The organism is Paenibacillus sp. A3 (assembly GCF_001399685.1).
In the GTDB taxonomy this organism is placed as follows: domain Bacteria; phylum Bacillota; class Bacilli; order Paenibacillales; family NBRC-103111; genus Paenibacillus_G.
The window spans coordinates 1-15,730 of record NZ_JTHN01000005.1 but is presented as its reverse complement, the minus strand read 5'-3'; the positions used below and the strand labels follow the sequence as shown (position 1 = coordinate 15,730).

Here is a 15,730-nt window from a genome sequence, read left to right as displayed (position 1 = left end):
CCCGATGGCTCTAGTTCCGAACCTCAACCAGCCGCCCTGTCTCGTCTTCCTCCATCCATCGCACCTGCCGCTTCTGCTCCTCGCTAAGCGCAAACTTGTTCGCCTCCTGCAGGATGATCCTGGCTTCCCGCAGATTGGTCCCTCGAAAGTCCGCGTGCTCCAAGTCCGCAAACATCAGGTTCGCCCCTTGCAGATTCGCTCCGGCAAAACTGACGCCGAAGGTGCCCATGACCTGTCCTTCATGAATAAGCGGCTCGCCGCCGACGGCTTCCTGAAAGTTCGCCCCCTGCAGGTCGCAATGGCTAAAGTTGGCGTCATACAGCACGCTTTGGCTAAGATCGACGTCCCGCATGCGGCTGCCGCTGAAATCAACCCCCACGCAGACGCTTTTGTTCAAGCGGCTTCCCGTCAGATTGGAGCTGGTCAGATGGCTGTAAGCCACATCGGCCCCTTCGTAGCGGCCGCCGCTCAAATCCAGTTTACGCCAATCCTGATAGCGGAAAAGCGTGCCGTCCTGCCGCTCCAGCGAAGCGCGGATCGCCGCCGCATCCTTTTCCTCGCGCACTTCCACCCACACTTCCTCGCTCAAATCGAGGTACTCGCCCGCGCGGATGCGGAACGTATCGGCCCGCTGGATCCGTTGAAACTCCGGCAGCTCCACAATACGCGTAGCGGCCGCCCGGACGAGGCTGACGACATAATGGCCGGCGATAGACACGTCCTCCATCCATATGCGGTCGCTTTCCAAGGGCAAAATGTCGGTGCCATAGCTTTTGCGCGCCTCGTCTATGTTTTTCCGGTACCTTTCCAAATGATCATACAGCCATGGCAGCTCTTGCAGTTCCATGCAAGCATTCCGGTCCAAATACCAGGTATCGTCGTACGCTTCCAGACTGCACATAAGCTTTCCTTGTCCAAGCCACGAGCGCAAATAAGAGACGTGGATATAGGCTATGGGACGCTTGTCACCGGCCTCTTGCATCGCATGGATACGGAGGCAAAGCTTGCGGAACGGTTCGATCCACTCCCGAATGCGGGCTTCAGCCTGTTCCCGGACCTCCGCGCCCATGCGCTTGATCAAGGCCTCCTGCTGCGGCGCGACCTCCTGCGTTAGCCATCGTTCTAACGGTTCATGCTGCAATCGTTTCTCCTCCCCGGCGTTTGTCCGCTCGCGCAACCGTGCGCTTCGTTAGTTGTTGTGAACCTGGGTGCCTTTCACATCGACGCGGTCTTCCAGCACGACGGAGCTGGCCTTGCAGGTTAACTCGATTTTTTCCTGAGCGGAAATCGTTATTTTTTTCGAGGTCATCGTCACTTCTTCGGTCGCTTTCACCGTCACGTTTTTGCTGCTGACAATCGAGATGCCGTCCGCATCGCTGAGCGTGATCGACACGCCGTCGCCTGTGATGAGAATGTGGTCGGGGGCCAGCACGATCATTTTGCCGTTCTTGGTCTTGATCGTTTTGATGCTCGGGTCTTCCATCGGATCGCTTCCGCCACCGCCGGACGCCCCCGACGCTCCGCCTCCTACCGCTCCACCGCCGCCTGCGGCGCCCGCCTCGGGCTTCGGCACGGAGCTGACCGCAATCGCGTCCTCTTCCTTGTGCGTTGGAAAATAAATGCGCACATCGTCCCCGTTTTCGGGCATGCAATACCAGCCGGCATTGTCCTCGGAAGCATAGATCGTCGAGTAAGGGAACCAGAACGCTTTGCCTACGTCCTGCGCCGGATCGATGTTTAAATGCGCTTTGATTTTGTCTTTGGTCACCGCAATTACTTTCCCTTGCAGCGACGCCCCGACGATGGCCATGTTGTACTGCTTCCGCACGCTTAGACCCGGACGCGTAGTTAACAGGTACTTATATTTCAAAAGTCCGTCGAGCATGCTCACCCGGACCTCGTAGACGACGAGCCGCTGCCGGTCAAACGTCACTTCCATGCCAATCTCGAACACTTGGTCGGTTTCCACTTCATAAAAGATGCAATCGCTCTCGCTTAATTCCGGAATCAGCCCTTGCACCGATTGCTGGTACAGCTCCATCCGTTTGTGCACCCGGTAATGATAAGCGTTCACTTCCCCTTTGAAGCCGAGGTCCGGAACGCCGAAATGGACTCTGGGGGTGTCGAATGCGACCGCAGGCACCAGCCCGGTGTGGAAATGGGAAGCTAACCGTTTCAGCAATTCCCAGTCCGTCTCCCGGTACTGCAGAACGACTCGGCCGATCGCTGCGCCGTTCGAGGCCGCATCCATCACATCCGCGCCGTCATAGTCCTGCACGACCTGATCCACCAGCTGCGAGTAGGCCATTCCCGCGTCCTGAAACGTGCGGTCCTTGCGCGTCACATCGAACTGGTACGACAGCGATACGGCTTCCAGCTCCAGCTGGTAAATGTCCCGCACCTGATGGATTTGCATGTTCATAATCATGCCTTGAAACAGGTGGACTTTTCCGCCCTGCTCGGTCTTTTGGGTAACGGCGATATTCGTCCGGGCATGGTTCATCTCCATGTAGCTGGTTTTCAGCTCTTCCGGGACGATGCCGGTCAAGCGAAGCGTGGCATGCTCGTTAATTTGCTTGACGATCGCCAGCTCCTGGATCGATTCGAACGTAAAAGGCGTAACTTCCAGATCCTGATAAGTCGCATATGACCGTTCTGCCACCCTTTATTCCTCTCCTTCCCGCTTCGGATTGATTTGCAAGGCGTCCATAATGCCGTGGGCAATCGGGCGCCATTGCTCCGTATATTTCTCCATGCAGTTCAAGCCAAAAAAGACGCCTTTTCCATCCAGTTCAATGAAAAAGATGCCGTTATACATGACCCCGTCCAGCACCGGCACGGAAAATTCGTAAAAGCCCATCTTGCGGCCGCCGGCCTCGCGGACGCCTTCGCCGATCCATTTGGCATTCGGCTGCATCCGCCGGATCATGAAGCTGAGATCCTTGACGAACGTGTCCATCTCGTCGTTCACCATCCGGTTGGCCGTCGGATTGACCGTCAGGTTAATCTCCAGCGTCGGGTCGGTATAGATCAGCTTCGGCCGGCGGTCGGCCGGATATTTGATCCTGGCGTAATCCTCCGGCATAGGCTCGAAGGAATCCGGTACAAACATGTACACCTGTCCGGGCATCACTTCCGTTCTGGAAAACGTGATCGTCTCGTCGCCCAGCACAAGCTCCCCCGCTTGAATCGCCCGGCTGACATTGTCAGCCTCCAATGCCGACTTCAGCGCCTTCTGCCGTTCTTCCTGCTCCTGCTTGCCTATCAGCTGCAGCCACTGCTCGTCCATATGCTCCATCGTTCATCCTGCCTTTCGTTCCGTCACCATGATCCGCGGAATCTTTGATTTTTCTGCAAATTCATTCCAGATTACACTTTTCATTGTATATCGGACAGAACGATTGAGATTTTTAGATATTTTTAGTAATTTTTCCATAAGTGTGTTAATACTCACAATTTTGAGCCCGCAGACGGCAGCCAAAACAAACAAGCAGCTCAACCTCCATAGAGGCTGGCTGCTTGTTACGCAGGTCTTAAGATTTGCGGATCTCGCTCGGGTTGTAGCCGAACGTTTTGCGGAACAGCTGCGAGAAATGACTTAAATTATGGTACCCGACCATCCCTGCCGCTTCGCTGACATTGACTTTTCCCTGCTCCAGCAGGCTGCGCGCTTCATTCATCCGCAGTGCGCGCACATAGCCGAATACCGTCGTGCCGAACAGCTCTTTGAAGCCGAGCTTAAGCTTGTAATCGTTGAGACCGGCCATTCGCGCGAGCTGAAGCAGACCGGGAGGCTCTCTCCACGTGCGGGACAAAATGTCCTTGGCCAAGTACAGGCACCGGATATCGTCCGCCTTCAGCTTCGATTCCCCCTGATGCCTCGCCGTCCCCTCTGTCGCCGAGTCCAGATGAAAGGCCAGCAGCTCGAACGCTTTCCCCTCCAGATAAAGGTTGCGAAGCGCTCCGCTATACGGGCACTTGCTCATTTGCTCCACGATGAGCGAAGTCTGCGGTGCGCCGGCGATTTGTCTGCAGTAGAACCGGTTATCCGACAAGCGGGAAAGCTCGGGAAGCAGCGTTTCTCCAAAATGCCGGGGATCGATGCGAAGCTCCATATGCAAGAAATCGTCTTTGGGCATCAGCTCCGTATGCATCTTCTTATCCTCGATATAGACGAACGTGGAGAGGCCCGGAGATAAGCCGTAGCTTCCGGCGTTACCGTCGGCTTCCCAGCAGCCTTGGCCGGACAGCGTATAAGCGATCTCCAAATGCGGATAATCGACTCCGACATCCAGGGTGACAGGCTCTTGAAAGCTCGCATCGAACCAGTTGAGCTCCATGCCTTCTCTCAAGCGAATCCGCCGCAAATTGACCATGCCTTTTGCAGCGGGCACCGAATACGCTTGCTGGGACGGCTCTTGTTCGTATGACGAACGGGCGAGGTCGGATATCGCCTCGAAGATGTCTCCCAGGCCTTTGGAATGTACTTGCAGCTTCATCATGCGGACCTCCCTGTCCATTCCTGCCCCGGCCAAGACCGCTATTTAACGGATCGCTTCGTTATATCGGCGGTTGACCTCTTCCCAGTTGACGACATTCCACCAGGAAGACACGAAGTCCGGCCTCTTGTTCTGATACTGCAAATAATAGGCATGCTCCCACACATCGACGACCAGAATCGGGGTTTTCTTCTCCATAAAAGGAGTGTCCTGATTCGGCGTACTGGTCACTTCCAGTTTATCTCCATCGACAACAAGCCATCCCCAACCCGATCCGAAACGGCTGATTGCCGCTTTCGTCAGCTCGTCCTTCATCTGCTCGAAGCTGCCGAAATGCTTCTCGATCCCCTTCGCAATATCTCCGTAAGGCGCTCCGCCCCCGTTAGGACTCATGATAGACCAGTACAAGCTATGACCGTAATGCCCGCCCCCGTGATTCCGGACGGCCATCCGAATATCCTCCGGCACATCGTTCAGATTGCCGATCAGTTCTTCAACGGTTGCATTTTTAAACTGCGGATAGCTCTCCAGCGCCTTGTTTAAATTCGCTACATAAGTTGCATGATGCTTGCTATGATGAATTTCCATCGTCCTGGCATCCAGATAAGGCTCCAGCTCGTCATATCCGTAAGGCAGCTCCGGCAAAGTAAATTGTTCCATTCGACAATCTCCTTTCGGCAATCTCTTTTTCCAATGGTTGGTACCTCCCAAGTTTACACGATAAGAACATTTTTGTATATAGACAATAATTTTTACCTGAGGAAACTTTTTTAAAAAAAAAACGTTTCTTCTCCCGGCTTTCTTATGCTGCAATCCGCAGGAATAATCCGTTGCCCCAAGTAATACGATGGCTACAGAACGACGGGCTTCATGCACGTGGCACAGGAGGTAGGCGCTTATGCTGAATTTTGCGCAGATTTTCATCGAAGGAATGCTGCTGTCCGTATTTTTTTGCTTCGTTATTCTGGGAATGCTGGTTTATAACCCGCGGCTGCTGTTAAACGATTATCCCCAAAGCATTCGGCTCTCTGTCCCCCCGAAAACGCCCAAAGAAACGAAACTGTCCAAAGCGATCGGGACGCCGTTTGCCGCACTGCTCGTCATCGCACCGTTTATCTCGACGCTGTACTACGATGAAATCAGCTTCATTCACACTTTTCTGCATCCGTTTCTCGTGTTCACCATCGTCAGCCTGGTGGATCTGGTCGTTCTGGACTGGGTTATTTTTTGCTTGATTACACCGGATTTTGTAGTTATTCCGGGAACACAAGGCATGAAGGATTATAAAAATTACCGCTTTCATTTGATTGCTTTTCTGAAAGGGACTGTGGTATATGGTGTCTTGTGTATCATCGTAGCGGGCATTCGCATGCTGATCTGACGAGCGCCTCCGCGGTCGTGGCCCGCTTCCAAGTCATTAAGATTGCCGCGCCTCCGGCCTTTCGTGCCAGAGGGTTGGCAATCTTTTTTCATTTCATAGTTCTAATCATTAGTTTTAATAACATATATTGTAATAATTTACATCAAAAGGAGGTGAATGAGGTGGCACGGATTTTCCCGCGCAAGGATCGTCTGAGGACGACGGGTTATTACCCTTAACTCCAAGAGCACGGCACTAAGCGCGAAGAAGTCAATAAAACGAATAAAAAAGAATCAAAAGGAGAGTTATTCTATGAAAATGTTATTGAAAAAAGTTCCGCTTTTCCTGTTCGCTATCGTTATGGCGTTTTCCTTCTCGCTCGCCGCAAGCGCAGCTCCGTCTGCAGATCAAGCCGCTGCGGCGCCTGTCGTCAGCTTCCAGTCGGCCAATGGATCGTGGATTAAAGTGAATGGAGACGGCAGTGTAACAGCCAACGCAAGCTCGGCCGACCAAGCGGGCAAATTTGATCTGATTCCGGTGGACGCGCAGTATTTCGCCTTAAAATCCCGCACCAACGGCAAGTTTGTCTCCTTTAATGCAGACGGCACCGTAGTGGCGAACGCCGCTACGATCGGCACAGCTCAGAAAGTTGCCATCACCTATGTCGTCAACACGCCTCAAGAAAAAGCGATTCAGGCCAAAGCTTTAAGCAACGGCAAATATGTCAGCGCAGTTAACGGCGGCGGCGGAAAAGTTGTCGTTAACGTTGCCGTACCGTCCAAATTCGAAACATTCAAAGTGAAAAACTGGCAATAAGCCGCATCCTTGACCGTAGAGGCGACGATTAAATAAAGCAAGGCGCCAAGAAGTCGTGAATACGACCGCATTGGCGCCTTTTTCGGCGGAAAAAAATTTGGTTCTTTAGGCTTCCCGGCAGACTGCTAACCGTTTGTTTTGATATGAGCGAAGCTTCCGCTAACCGGCTGCGGATCGGTCAATAGATGCAAGCTGGGACAAGACCTCTCAACCGCTTTATGCAGCCTCAGAATCTCGTCCGTCGAATGCGGGGACAGAATGTTAAGCTTGTAAGAAATGTTACGAATGGCCGGGGGAGCCCACGCGTCATCCGTGGTCAGCTCGCCCGTGACTTCAACGTCCAGATATTGCAGCGTTATTCCTCTGGAAGCGGCAAGCGACAAAGCGATCTGCGCGAGTCCGCTGCCCAGCGCGCCGAACATCATCTCCGCCGGACCGGGTCCCGAGTTGTACTGCTCCCCGACTTCGGCTAGAACATCCGTTGTGACCTGGAAGCCCCGCATTTGAATTTCCCGCTTCCCGGAGCCTCCCAGCGCTACGACTTTGGCTTGCAGCTTGGACGGCTCGGCCGGGCTGGGCTGCTCCTGTTTCCGGTCGGCAACAACCTCTTGCAGCTTCCTGACTTCCCCTTGTCGATCCGCCTTCGCAGGGGGCAGCATCGCTGGAACGGACGGAGAAGCCTTTTGCGGATCGGACACCGTCTGCCGCGGCATGTACTGCGGCCGCTCCCGAAACCATAAAGTCGCGATCCATTTTTCCCCTTCTCTTAGCTCACGGGAGCCGTGTAAAGAAAGCGGATGGCGATCGTTGGTACCTTTCTTGCAGTTTTCGAATACGATCAACGTGCCTTCGGAAGGCGTAATGTCCAGATTCAACTCCGGAAAATATGTTTCCCCGCCGGCATCGACGGTATTTAAATACAGGAGCGCCGTATATAGACGCTGGCCTCCTTCGTCGTAGAACTTTTTACCGGCTACCGTATTCAGATCATACGTATCGAAATGCGCTCCGAACTTGCCTCCAGCCCCATATCTCGCAATTTGCAGATTTTCCGCGTAATGAAGGGGCTGCCCCACAAGAGCCGCGATCCTTTCAGACACTTCCCGTACGAGCGGATGCGAATCATGGTGAAACCAGGCAAAGTCCGATTTTCGGAATTCGGAGGCGACGACTTCCTTTTCCCCGATTACCTTGGCGGGCTCCAGCTGATGCCTGGCCAATTCGATCAGCTGCCTGCATTCCGGCCCGGATACGGCTTGCCCATAGCTTGCCACAAGCGGCTCTTCATGAAAGACGACCGAAGGTTCCCTCACCTTTTCTCTCCTCCAGTGGTTTAAGATGCATGCGGATAAGTATCATCCTTCCTAACATATTAAAAGACGCTGCGCACCGTGTGGACGAATGAGAAGGCGCATAAGCCTAAACAAAAAACTTGCCTTCCGGTAGGATGTTCTACAGAAAGGCAAGCTTGATCATAAGTTAAGCAGATTCCACGACTACGTCGATTTCCCTATAAGTAACGGTGAAATCGATAATCGGACCACCAGCAGACAGGCTGGCTTGAGCGGTCAGCGTATAGGTATGAACTCAATCCCGACGAAGAGCATCGTCGAATACTTGTTCCAAACGGTCGGCGTCCTTCGAGACCGCGAATAGAACAAAGCAGCCGTCTCTCTTCAAGACATGCTTTTGGATTAAACCGTACTCCTCCGGGCGGTAGTCTTTAAATTTCGCCGTCTGCGCATCGATTCTTTTCGATACGTTTTGCTTGACGCGTTCCGCTTGGGCCGCATCCTTCGCTTGAATGACAGCCACTTCGTCCGCTTTCACATTCGACGCGGCCGTGTACAGGACGAAGTCCTCGACTTCGTCGTCGCCAAGACGATACAGCCGCTGGAGCGCCTCCTTGTCCCGCTGCTTCAGCTCATCCAGCTTCACTGCTTGCTTCAGGCGTTGTCCCAGCTCGCCGGCCGTCACATCGTTGCGGACACCTTCCTGTTTGCCGGAGCATCCTGACATAACGGCGGCGAAAACGACCGTAATCGCCAAGAGCAGGATCACACGCTTCCTATTCACAACTGCAAACAATCTTAACATCGTTCTCCCCCCTCCTCATCAGCTCATTCCGTCGGCTCAGCCAGTTGGTGCAACGACGGATCTTCAAAAAACGTATTGGCGTTATACAGCAGCAGCACGTCACGGATTTGACGTTCTTGAATGAGCGCCTTCAAGTCCTTCTCGTAATATCTCGGATCGACGACATAAATTTCGCTGAAATGCCCAGTTAGAAAAGGAATGAGGCTGTTGGCATACGAATCCTTGACCACCAGCAATTTCGTTCCGTTGCGAAGGCCCGTCGTGATTTGGATGAACGAATGATTGCCGTCGAAAAATACCGTGTACTTGTCCTTCTTGCCGAGATTGTCCATCGCATACATGGAATCCGAGGTTCGCCCCTCTTCGACGTACTCTACGGTACAGCTCCCGCCTGCCTTCGGCATATAAAGCTCGATGCGGTCGGGCTCGACATGTCTGAAGCCGCTTTTCGAATACAGCGAACCGTAGAACTCGTCCGTCACTTGGCGGATCGTAAAATCCTCTTCCTTCTTCGGGGTCAGCCCCATCCGCTTGCTAAGCTCCAGATAAGCGTAGAATGCGCCTCTTGTCGTCCAATGGTGATCGGTTTTATAGTAAACGGACCGTTCCCGCTGCGCATGAAGCGCGGGATACACGTCGACAAAGCGAATATCCCGTTGGAGCGACCGCTTCACTTGATCGAGATACGCCAGCTCCTCGCCGGCCGGGGCGTAGTCCGGAAGCTTATCCGCAAGCACGCTGGCGGCGATAGGTACGAGCATGACGAACGTGCGCAGTCCGGGCGCTGCCTTAGCTAGCGAATGGACCGCATTTACTTTCATTTCCAAATCCCCATCAACAGGCGGGGTAAATTTTTGAATCAAATAGCCGTCCTTCCCGAGGTAGACCCCGTTGCTCTCCTTCTTCCCCATCGCCTGGTCCGTATCGGATTTGACGCCGATCCAGAAATCTCTGGCCATAAATTGATCGGAGATATATTTCTCAAAGCCGGAAGTAAATTTTCCCGAAACGAGGCTGTGCAACGACAGCTTCGGAAGCTGCTCCAAGCTTCGGTTTTCCGCTTCCGAAAACGGTGCGCTTGGCTTGCACAGATTTACAATCAGCACGCCTCCGAGAAATAACAAGAGCAGCATAGCGATAATCGATTGCGATCGTTTACGGTACTTGTGCATAAATAAGATCACTCTCTTCAAAATCTAAAGTAGAGGAAAGGGTTGTAGGTGGCATTGATCAAATATGCCGTGGACAGAAACAGCAAGACGAAATAAACCGCAGGAGCGGCGATAACGCCTGTCTTTTGGAACCTTTCAGTAAGCCAAGACAAAACTTTACTCGGAAACGGAGTCGAGCATAAAACCAATACGATCAACAAGACGAGATTCGCCGACAAATCGTACCATGTGCGGTTGTCCGCGAAACCATGCGCCCCGAAACCGAGCATCGTTCCGATATATGCGGTGGCTGCCGATAGCTTCTCGAACTCGAAAAACACCCAGCCGACCATGACGATCACAAGTGTATACGCATGCCCGACAAAGCGGGGTTTATTTTGCAGCCATCTTAACAAAAACAGCTTTTCGGCCGTGACGAAGAACCCGAAATACATGCCCCAGACGACGAAATTCCAGCTCGCCCCATGCCATAATCCGGTTAAAAACCATACGACCAGCAAATTTCGGAATTGATTCAGCATGCCCATCCGATTACCGCCAAGCGGAATATACACGTACTCCCGAAACCAGGAGCCTAACGAAATGTGCCACCTGCGCCAAAATTCCGTAACGCTTCTGGAAATATACGGATAGTTGAAGTTTTCCATAAAATCAAACCCGAGCATTTTGCCGAGACCGCGAGCCATATCCGAATAGCCGCTGAAATCGAAATAAATTTGAAACGTAAAGGCGATGATGCCGAGCCAGGCGGAAGCCACGGTCAACTCGTCCGCGGGCGTCGCTTTCACCCCTGCCCACAGCAGCCCGATGTTGTTGGCCAGAAGCACTTTTTTGGCAAGCCCTCTGACGAACAGCTCCGCTCCTTCGCCGAACCGGTCCAGCGTCACGCTCCGGTCCGCGAGCTGATGCGCAATATCGCCGTACTTGACGATCGGACCCGCAACAAGCTGCGGGAACATCGTAATATAGGCGCCGAACGACAGCAGGTTGCGCTGCGCCGAGATTTTGTCCCGATACACGTCCACCACGTAAGACATCGTCTGAAACGTATAGAACGAGATGCCGACCGGAAGCGGGAGCGCGGCCGCCTGAATCGATAAGCCGAACAGGTGGTTGAGATTGTCCACGAGGAAGCCATAATATTTGAAGAAGCCGAGAATCCCCAAATTGACGGCGATAGAGCCGATGAATATCGTTCTGGCGACACCTTTGCGGCTTCTGTACTTGTCGATCAGCAGCCCGTTCGCATAGTCGAATAGCGTAGAAAAGACCATGATGACGATATAGACGGGCTCTCCCCAGGCATAAAACACGAGACTGACGCAAAGCAGCACGGCATTCCGAAGTCCGGAAGGCGACACATAATAAACCAAGAGCGTCAATGGCAGAAACAAAAACAGAAAGATCAGACTGCTGAATACCAATGCCCGTTCACTCCTTGCCGGAAGCTCCTATTTCACTTGATCCTGCAAAAGCTTCAGCAGCTGCGTATAATATTCGGCCTTCATATGGATGCCGTCCGTATCGTGCAGGTCCGGATGAGCCGTAAAAATCGGCGATACATCGGTGTAGCCCACCTTTTCCTTGCCGGCCAGTTCCTTCAGGCCTTGATTATAATCCGCAATGTTTTTATAGCGGGGCTCGCTCTTCTCCGCCTCCGCCGTCACCGGAGTGACCGATAATATCGTGATTTTGGCTTTCGGCAGCTTTTCCTTGATTTTGCCGATCAGCTTCGCATAGTTCGTCAGCGAAAATTGCTTGGGATTGTCCGTAGGCCATAAGAGGTCGTCCGACCCCAATTGGATGAAAACATGCTTCGGGTTTCGTCCGGCCAAGTCGCCCACATCCTCCAAAGCGAACATCGCGGTCGCCCCTGCTTTGCCCATCACATTTTTGTCATCCAGCACTCCGTGGAACGACAGCCCTTCCGTAATCGAATCCCCGAGAAAGACGCTTGATCTAAACATCGATTTATACGAAGAAGCTTCGGCGGTCGCAGCAGCCGCTTCCTTCTCTCGGGTCGCAGCGGCCAGGCCCTGCTCCCGTTCTTGATTTCCGCAGGCCGCCAACGTTAATGAGATAGCTCCTGCCAACACGATTGCTGTCATTTTGTTTCCCATTTTATTTTCCATTTCGATTCCCACTTTCCTTTGTGATTTACAAGCGATGATCCTTCATGAAATTCAGGTGAAAATGCTTCGTTTCGTCATAGACGGCGAACTTGTAGCCCTTTTGCTTATAAAAATCGATGATTTCCTGCAGCACTTGCAGCGTTTGCGGCTTTTCGTGCATGAGCACGACTTCCAGATCCGCCTTCGTCTGCTTCTTGATGTTGTCGACGATCTCGCTCGGGTGGCCCTTGAGCTTCCAATCGTTCGAATCAATAGTCCAGTCCCACACCTTGATTCCCGCTTGCACAATTTGATCGCGGAGGCGCTTATCGTTTAATCCCGGCGCCGAACCGTACGGCGGGCGCACCAAATGCGGATTCTCGCCCGTAATCTGGTGGATGAGCGACAACGTTTGCTTCATCTCCGGCACGAATCGCTTCTCTTCATACAGCTTCTTATATTGGTGCGTCATGCTGTGAGCGCCGACGTAATGCCCTTCCCGCACGGCTCGTTTCACATGGTCCTGCAAATTGGCGTGTTTTAAATTGCTCCCCTGCATGAAGAACGTCGCCTTAATGTTATTCTGCTTCAGGACGTCCAGAAACTCCCCCGTCCACTCGCTCGGTCCGTCGTCAAACGTTAAGTAGACGACTTTCCCTTTCTGCCGGTCATCGGCAGCCGCTGCTGACGCTTTCGCAGCCACAGGGACTCCGTCGGATTTCGGGACCTCCTTTTCAGGAAGGACCGGCAACTCCGACAGCCCGAAGAACAGCAGCCCTGCAGCAGCCAGTATGAAGCCCCATCTTTTTGCTCTTTTCCTGCTTCCCACTCCATCCATCTCCTCTCTCTATCGATAGATTAATAGAGAGAGATGAAGATGAAGTGCAGATCGCATTCAGATGAGTTAAAGAATAGCAAGCGCTGCAAGCACACAAAAAAAGTGCAGAACCGAAGTTCTACACTTTCTTATTCAGATGGAAAAAGAACAGCACGCCGTTCGCCGTATTGGTCACGCCATAAGATACCCCGTGCAGCTCCAATATTTTTTTGCAGATTGCAAGCCCCAGCCCGGTTCCTCCCGTAGAGCGATGACGGGAAGGCTCTGCGCGGTAAAATCGGTCCCAGATTTTTTCCAGATGCTCGTCCGGGATGGACGCCCCTTTATTTTCAATACGGATCATCACCGTATCGCGCTCTTCGACGGTCGAGACGTAAATGGATTCTCGTTCCGGCGTATGCCGAATGGCGTTGGTCAAGAAATTGACGACCACCTGTTCGATCCGATGCTGATTGGCAACCACGACAGCCGGGGACAGCCGGAGGTGCAGCTGCAATTGCTTTTGCTCGATTTCGATGGCTAGCTTCTCGCATACCTGCCCGATGACGGCATCGATCGCGAACGAATCCATCTTCATCTTATACGTCCCCGACTCGTATTTTGCCAGATCGAGCATATCGACGATCAGCAGATCCATCTTCTTCACTTCGTTCTCCATGGCGGCGAAATAGTGGTCTCTCTTGTGGCTTGCCACCCCGTCCCTCAAAATCGAAAGACAGCTTTGGATCACGCTAAGCGGCGTCTTCAATTCGTGCGATACGCCGGAAATAAATTCTTTCCTCGTATGCTCCAGCTGCTTTTCTTTCTCGATATCCTGCTGCAGCTGTGCGATGTAGGAATGCAGCCGGTCGGATAGCTCGTTAATATTGCGGGACAGGTCGCCGATCTCATCCTTGGTTGTGATCGGAATTTTTTCGAAAAAGTCCAGGTCCGCAATCTTTCTCGTCGTATGGTTGATGCGCAGCAAAGGACGGGCAATCCCGCGGGAATAATAGAACGAAGCCAGCAGCACGAGCAGCAGTGTGGCGATAATGATGTACACATAGTAATCCTGCATCACCCCCGCGGCCTCATCTACAGGCTGCAGTGACGTCATCGCGAAAATGTATGTGGGATTCCCTGCCGGATCTTCGATACGGTCCACGAATATTTTGTAATTCACATGGTTTTCTTCATAATTCATGATCCGATTCGCGTTCGAATCGCCATCATAGTCTCCGTAAAGAAGATCCGCTTGAAAAGCTTTGACCCGTTCCAGAAACAAATGGTTCGTATAGCGCGAAATTCCCGTCCCTTCCGGTGTCTCGACTTTGGTAATCGTTCCGGTGACAAGATCGGTGGGATACTTTTCACGATACTTGTTCGCATTCTCGAACCGGGAGACGACTTCATACTCCTTCTTCACCAGCTGCTGATTTTCCAGTTGGTTTTCCTCTCTCAGATTGGATACATTCGGCCCCATCCGCTGCGGAAACAACTGGTTTTTCACCATGATGCCTTCTATAGCAATCGGCCGCCCCTCTTTAATAAATGGTTCAAGAAACGGAATGTCTTTACTGAAATCCTCCACATTCATGACACTGTACAGCGGGATGGTCATCGTTTTGCCGGAAAGGGCGGGTGTTTCAGTAGAGCGTCCCAAGCGGACCTCCATGTAAAAATCGTCCTTATATATCAAATTGCCCATGGCGTCCAATGCCGTGATCCAGGTGCCATGCTTTCGATAAAAATCTTGCTCAAGCCTCACCATGGCCTGTGCGTCTCCGGCATTTTTCAGGTAGTCCTGTTTATAAGCTTGAAGAGCTGTCTTTACATCCTCCTCTTTTTGATACACATAAAATTGTTTAAAAAATAAGGCTTGGCCGCCAAAAATGATCGTCAGAATAAGCACGCATAAAGCGGTCGTCAGCAAAAACAGTTTAGATACGATGCCGATCTTCATGCGTGATCCTCGAATCTATAGCCCGAACGCACGACCGTGCCGATGCATTTGGACTTGTCCCCTAATTTGTGGCGCAAATTGCGGATGTGGCTGTTGACGGTACGGTCGTCGCCTACGAAATCATAGCCCCAAATTTTTATAACAAGCTGCTCTCTCGTGATGACGATCCCTTTATTTTTCATTAAGTACGTTAATATTTCGAACTCGGTATGCGTCAAATTGCAGTTCGTCCCGTCTACCGTAACGGTGCGGGAGGGAAGATGCACCGCAATGCCGCTGCTCTCCAACCTATCGCCTGCAGGCTCGCAAACTCCCCTGCTGTCCAGCAGCCGTTTCGCTCTTGCCAATAAAATCGGCGGACTGTACGGCTTAGCCACATAGTCATCCGCACCCAGCTCAAATCCGAGCAGCGTGTCGTCCTCGTCCACCCGGGCCGTCAGCATAATGATAGGAACATTCGAACTCTTACGGATGCGCATGCACACGGACCAGCCGTCCAGCTCCGGCAGCATGATATCCAAAATAATCAAATGCACTTCGCGTTCCTGAAAGAGCGACAGCGCTTCTTTCCCGTCCCCTGCTTCCAGCACATCAAAGCCTTCGTTGATGAAATAATCCTTCATAATTTCCCGTAAAATAGGCTCATCTTCTACAATTAATATCGTTCTGTGCATCGATTGCTCTCCTATTGCCATCGTTGTCCCTATCATTCTATTCCCCTCCAGACTCCGCTTCAAGAAAGAATAATAGGAAAAAGTGAAGATAAAATGCAGATCCGGTGCAAATCAGGTGAAGAAGCGCCTCATTCGAACGGACCCTGATGAATTTTAACGCTTAAAACAAGACCGAGCGCAACCATATTGGTGAGCAGCGAGCTTCCTCCGTAGCTGATAAA

The 15,730-nt window shown here is 52.3% G+C and carries 16 protein-coding genes; 2 read left to right on the top strand and 14 right to left on the bottom strand.

Going from position 1 to position 15,730, the window contains the following annotated elements; all coding sequences use genetic code 11:
* Positions 1–10 precede the first annotated feature (10 nt).
* The 5 genes from QJ48_RS00100 to QJ48_RS00075 form a co-directional block, all read right to left on the bottom strand.
* Entirely contained in the window at positions 11–1,141 is a 1,131-nt protein-coding gene (locus QJ48_RS00100; protein WP_054971636.1) for a pentapeptide repeat-containing protein, read from the bottom strand.
* Between the two features lie 48 nt (positions 1,142–1,189).
* Positions 1,190–2,662 carry a hypothetical protein gene (locus tag QJ48_RS00095; protein WP_054971635.1) on the bottom strand — a complete coding sequence of 491 codons (1,473 nt, stop codon included), beginning with the start codon at positions 2,660–2,662 and terminating at the stop codon, positions 1,190–1,192.
* Between the two features lie 3 nt (positions 2,663–2,665).
* Positions 2,666–3,298: a hypothetical protein gene (locus QJ48_RS00090; protein ID WP_054971634.1), complete on the bottom strand. Its 633-nt coding sequence runs from the start codon at positions 3,296–3,298 to the stop codon at positions 2,666–2,668.
* Between the two features lie 235 nt (positions 3,299–3,533).
* Complete coding sequence (locus QJ48_RS00080) at positions 3,534–4,502, bottom strand: helix-turn-helix transcriptional regulator (protein ID WP_237762759.1); 969 nt, start codon at positions 4,500–4,502, stop codon at positions 3,534–3,536.
* Positions 4,503–4,544: 42 nt separating this feature from the next.
* On the bottom strand, positions 4,545–5,159 hold the full coding sequence (locus QJ48_RS00075; RefSeq protein WP_054971631.1) for a superoxide dismutase: 615 nt from the start codon (positions 5,157–5,159) through the stop codon (positions 4,545–4,547).
* Between the two features lie 238 nt (positions 5,160–5,397).
* Between QJ48_RS00075 and QJ48_RS00070 the strand changes: the two genes are divergently transcribed.
* Positions 5,398–5,880 (top strand): hypothetical protein, encoded by a 483-nt coding sequence (locus tag QJ48_RS00070; protein WP_054971630.1) that lies wholly within the window; start codon positions 5,398–5,400, stop codon positions 5,878–5,880.
* A 291-nt stretch (positions 5,881–6,171) separates the two neighbouring features.
* Positions 6,172–6,675, top strand: coding sequence for a fibroblast growth factor (locus QJ48_RS00065; protein WP_054971629.1), 504 nt, complete (start codon positions 6,172–6,174; stop codon positions 6,673–6,675).
* 125 nt (positions 6,676–6,800) lie between these two features.
* Here QJ48_RS00065 and QJ48_RS35250 read toward each other — a convergent pair whose 3' ends face one another.
* The 9 genes from QJ48_RS35250 to QJ48_RS36510 form a co-directional block, all read right to left on the bottom strand.
* Complete coding sequence (locus tag QJ48_RS35250; RefSeq protein WP_063857982.1) at positions 6,801–7,988, bottom strand: 2OG-Fe(II) oxygenase; 1,188 nt, start codon at positions 7,986–7,988, stop codon at positions 6,801–6,803.
* A gap of 274 nt (positions 7,989–8,262) precedes the next feature.
* Positions 8,263–8,772: a DUF4358 domain-containing protein gene (locus QJ48_RS00055; protein WP_054971628.1), complete on the bottom strand. Its 510-nt coding sequence runs from the start codon at positions 8,770–8,772 to the stop codon at positions 8,263–8,265.
* Positions 8,773–8,795: 23 nt separating this feature from the next.
* Positions 8,796–9,944 carry a DHHW family protein gene (locus tag QJ48_RS00050; RefSeq protein ID WP_054971627.1) on the bottom strand — a complete coding sequence of 383 codons (1,149 nt, stop codon included), beginning with the start codon at positions 9,942–9,944 and terminating at the stop codon, positions 8,796–8,798.
* 17 nt (positions 9,945–9,961) lie between these two features.
* A complete protein-coding gene (locus QJ48_RS00045) occupies positions 9,962–11,368 on the bottom strand; it encodes an MBOAT family protein (protein ID WP_054971626.1) in 1,407 nt (468 codons plus the stop codon).
* A gap of 27 nt (positions 11,369–11,395) precedes the next feature.
* Positions 11,396–12,064, bottom strand: a complete 669-nt coding sequence (locus QJ48_RS00040) for a GDSL-type esterase/lipase family protein (protein ID WP_082420262.1) — start codon at positions 12,062–12,064, stop codon at positions 11,396–11,398.
* Positions 12,065–12,101: 37 nt separating this feature from the next.
* A complete protein-coding gene (locus QJ48_RS00035) occupies positions 12,102–12,893 on the bottom strand; it encodes a polysaccharide deacetylase family protein (protein ID WP_054971624.1) in 792 nt (263 codons plus the stop codon).
* A gap of 118 nt (positions 12,894–13,011) precedes the next feature.
* Entirely contained in the window at positions 13,012–14,835 is a 1,824-nt protein-coding gene (locus tag QJ48_RS00030; RefSeq protein ID WP_054971623.1) for a cell wall metabolism sensor histidine kinase WalK, read from the bottom strand.
* On the bottom strand, positions 14,832–15,509 hold the full coding sequence (locus tag QJ48_RS00025; protein ID WP_054971622.1) for a response regulator transcription factor: 678 nt from the start codon (positions 15,507–15,509) through the stop codon (positions 14,832–14,834). Before QJ48_RS00025 ends, QJ48_RS00030 begins: the two co-directional genes overlap by 4 nt.
* Before the next feature lie 128 nt (positions 15,510–15,637).
* Positions 15,638–15,730 (bottom strand): FtsW/RodA/SpoVE family cell cycle protein (locus QJ48_RS36510; protein ID WP_157261447.1); only part of this gene is annotated, 93 nt, incomplete at its 5' end.

What these genes read in the sequence shown, in the direction of transcription:
- QJ48_RS00090 (WP_054971634.1), bottom strand. Translation starts at nt 3,298, where the DNA reads ATGGAGCATATGGACGAGCAGTGGCTGCAGCTGATAGGCAAGCAGGAG.
- QJ48_RS00080 (WP_237762759.1), bottom strand. Translation starts at nt 4,502, where the DNA reads ATGATGAAGCTGCAAGTACATTCCAAAGGCCTGGGAGACATCTTCGAG.
- QJ48_RS00075 (WP_054971631.1), bottom strand. Translation starts at nt 5,159, where the DNA reads ATGGAACAATTTACTTTGCCGGAGCTGCCTTACGGATATGACGAGCTG.
- QJ48_RS00070 (WP_054971630.1), top strand. Translation starts at nt 5,398, where the DNA reads ATGCTGAATTTTGCGCAGATTTTCATCGAAGGAATGCTGCTGTCCGTA.
- QJ48_RS00065 (WP_054971629.1), top strand. Translation starts at nt 6,172, where the DNA reads ATGAAAATGTTATTGAAAAAAGTTCCGCTTTTCCTGTTCGCTATCGTT.
- QJ48_RS00055 (WP_054971628.1), bottom strand. Translation starts at nt 8,772, where the DNA reads ATGTTAAGATTGTTTGCAGTTGTGAATAGGAAGCGTGTGATCCTGCTC.
- QJ48_RS00050 (WP_054971627.1), bottom strand. Translation starts at nt 9,944, where the DNA reads ATGCACAAGTACCGTAAACGATCGCAATCGATTATCGCTATGCTGCTC.
- QJ48_RS00040 (WP_082420262.1), bottom strand. Translation starts at nt 12,064, where the DNA reads ATGGGAAACAAAATGACAGCAATCGTGTTGGCAGGAGCTATCTCATTA.
- QJ48_RS00035 (WP_054971624.1), bottom strand. Translation starts at nt 12,893, where the DNA reads ATGGATGGAGTGGGAAGCAGGAAAAGAGCAAAAAGATGGGGCTTCATA.
- QJ48_RS00030 (WP_054971623.1), bottom strand. Translation starts at nt 14,835, where the DNA reads ATGAAGATCGGCATCGTATCTAAACTGTTTTTGCTGACGACCGCTTTA.
- QJ48_RS00025 (WP_054971622.1), bottom strand. Translation starts at nt 15,509, where the DNA reads ATGCACAGAACGATATTAATTGTAGAAGATGAGCCTATTTTACGGGAA.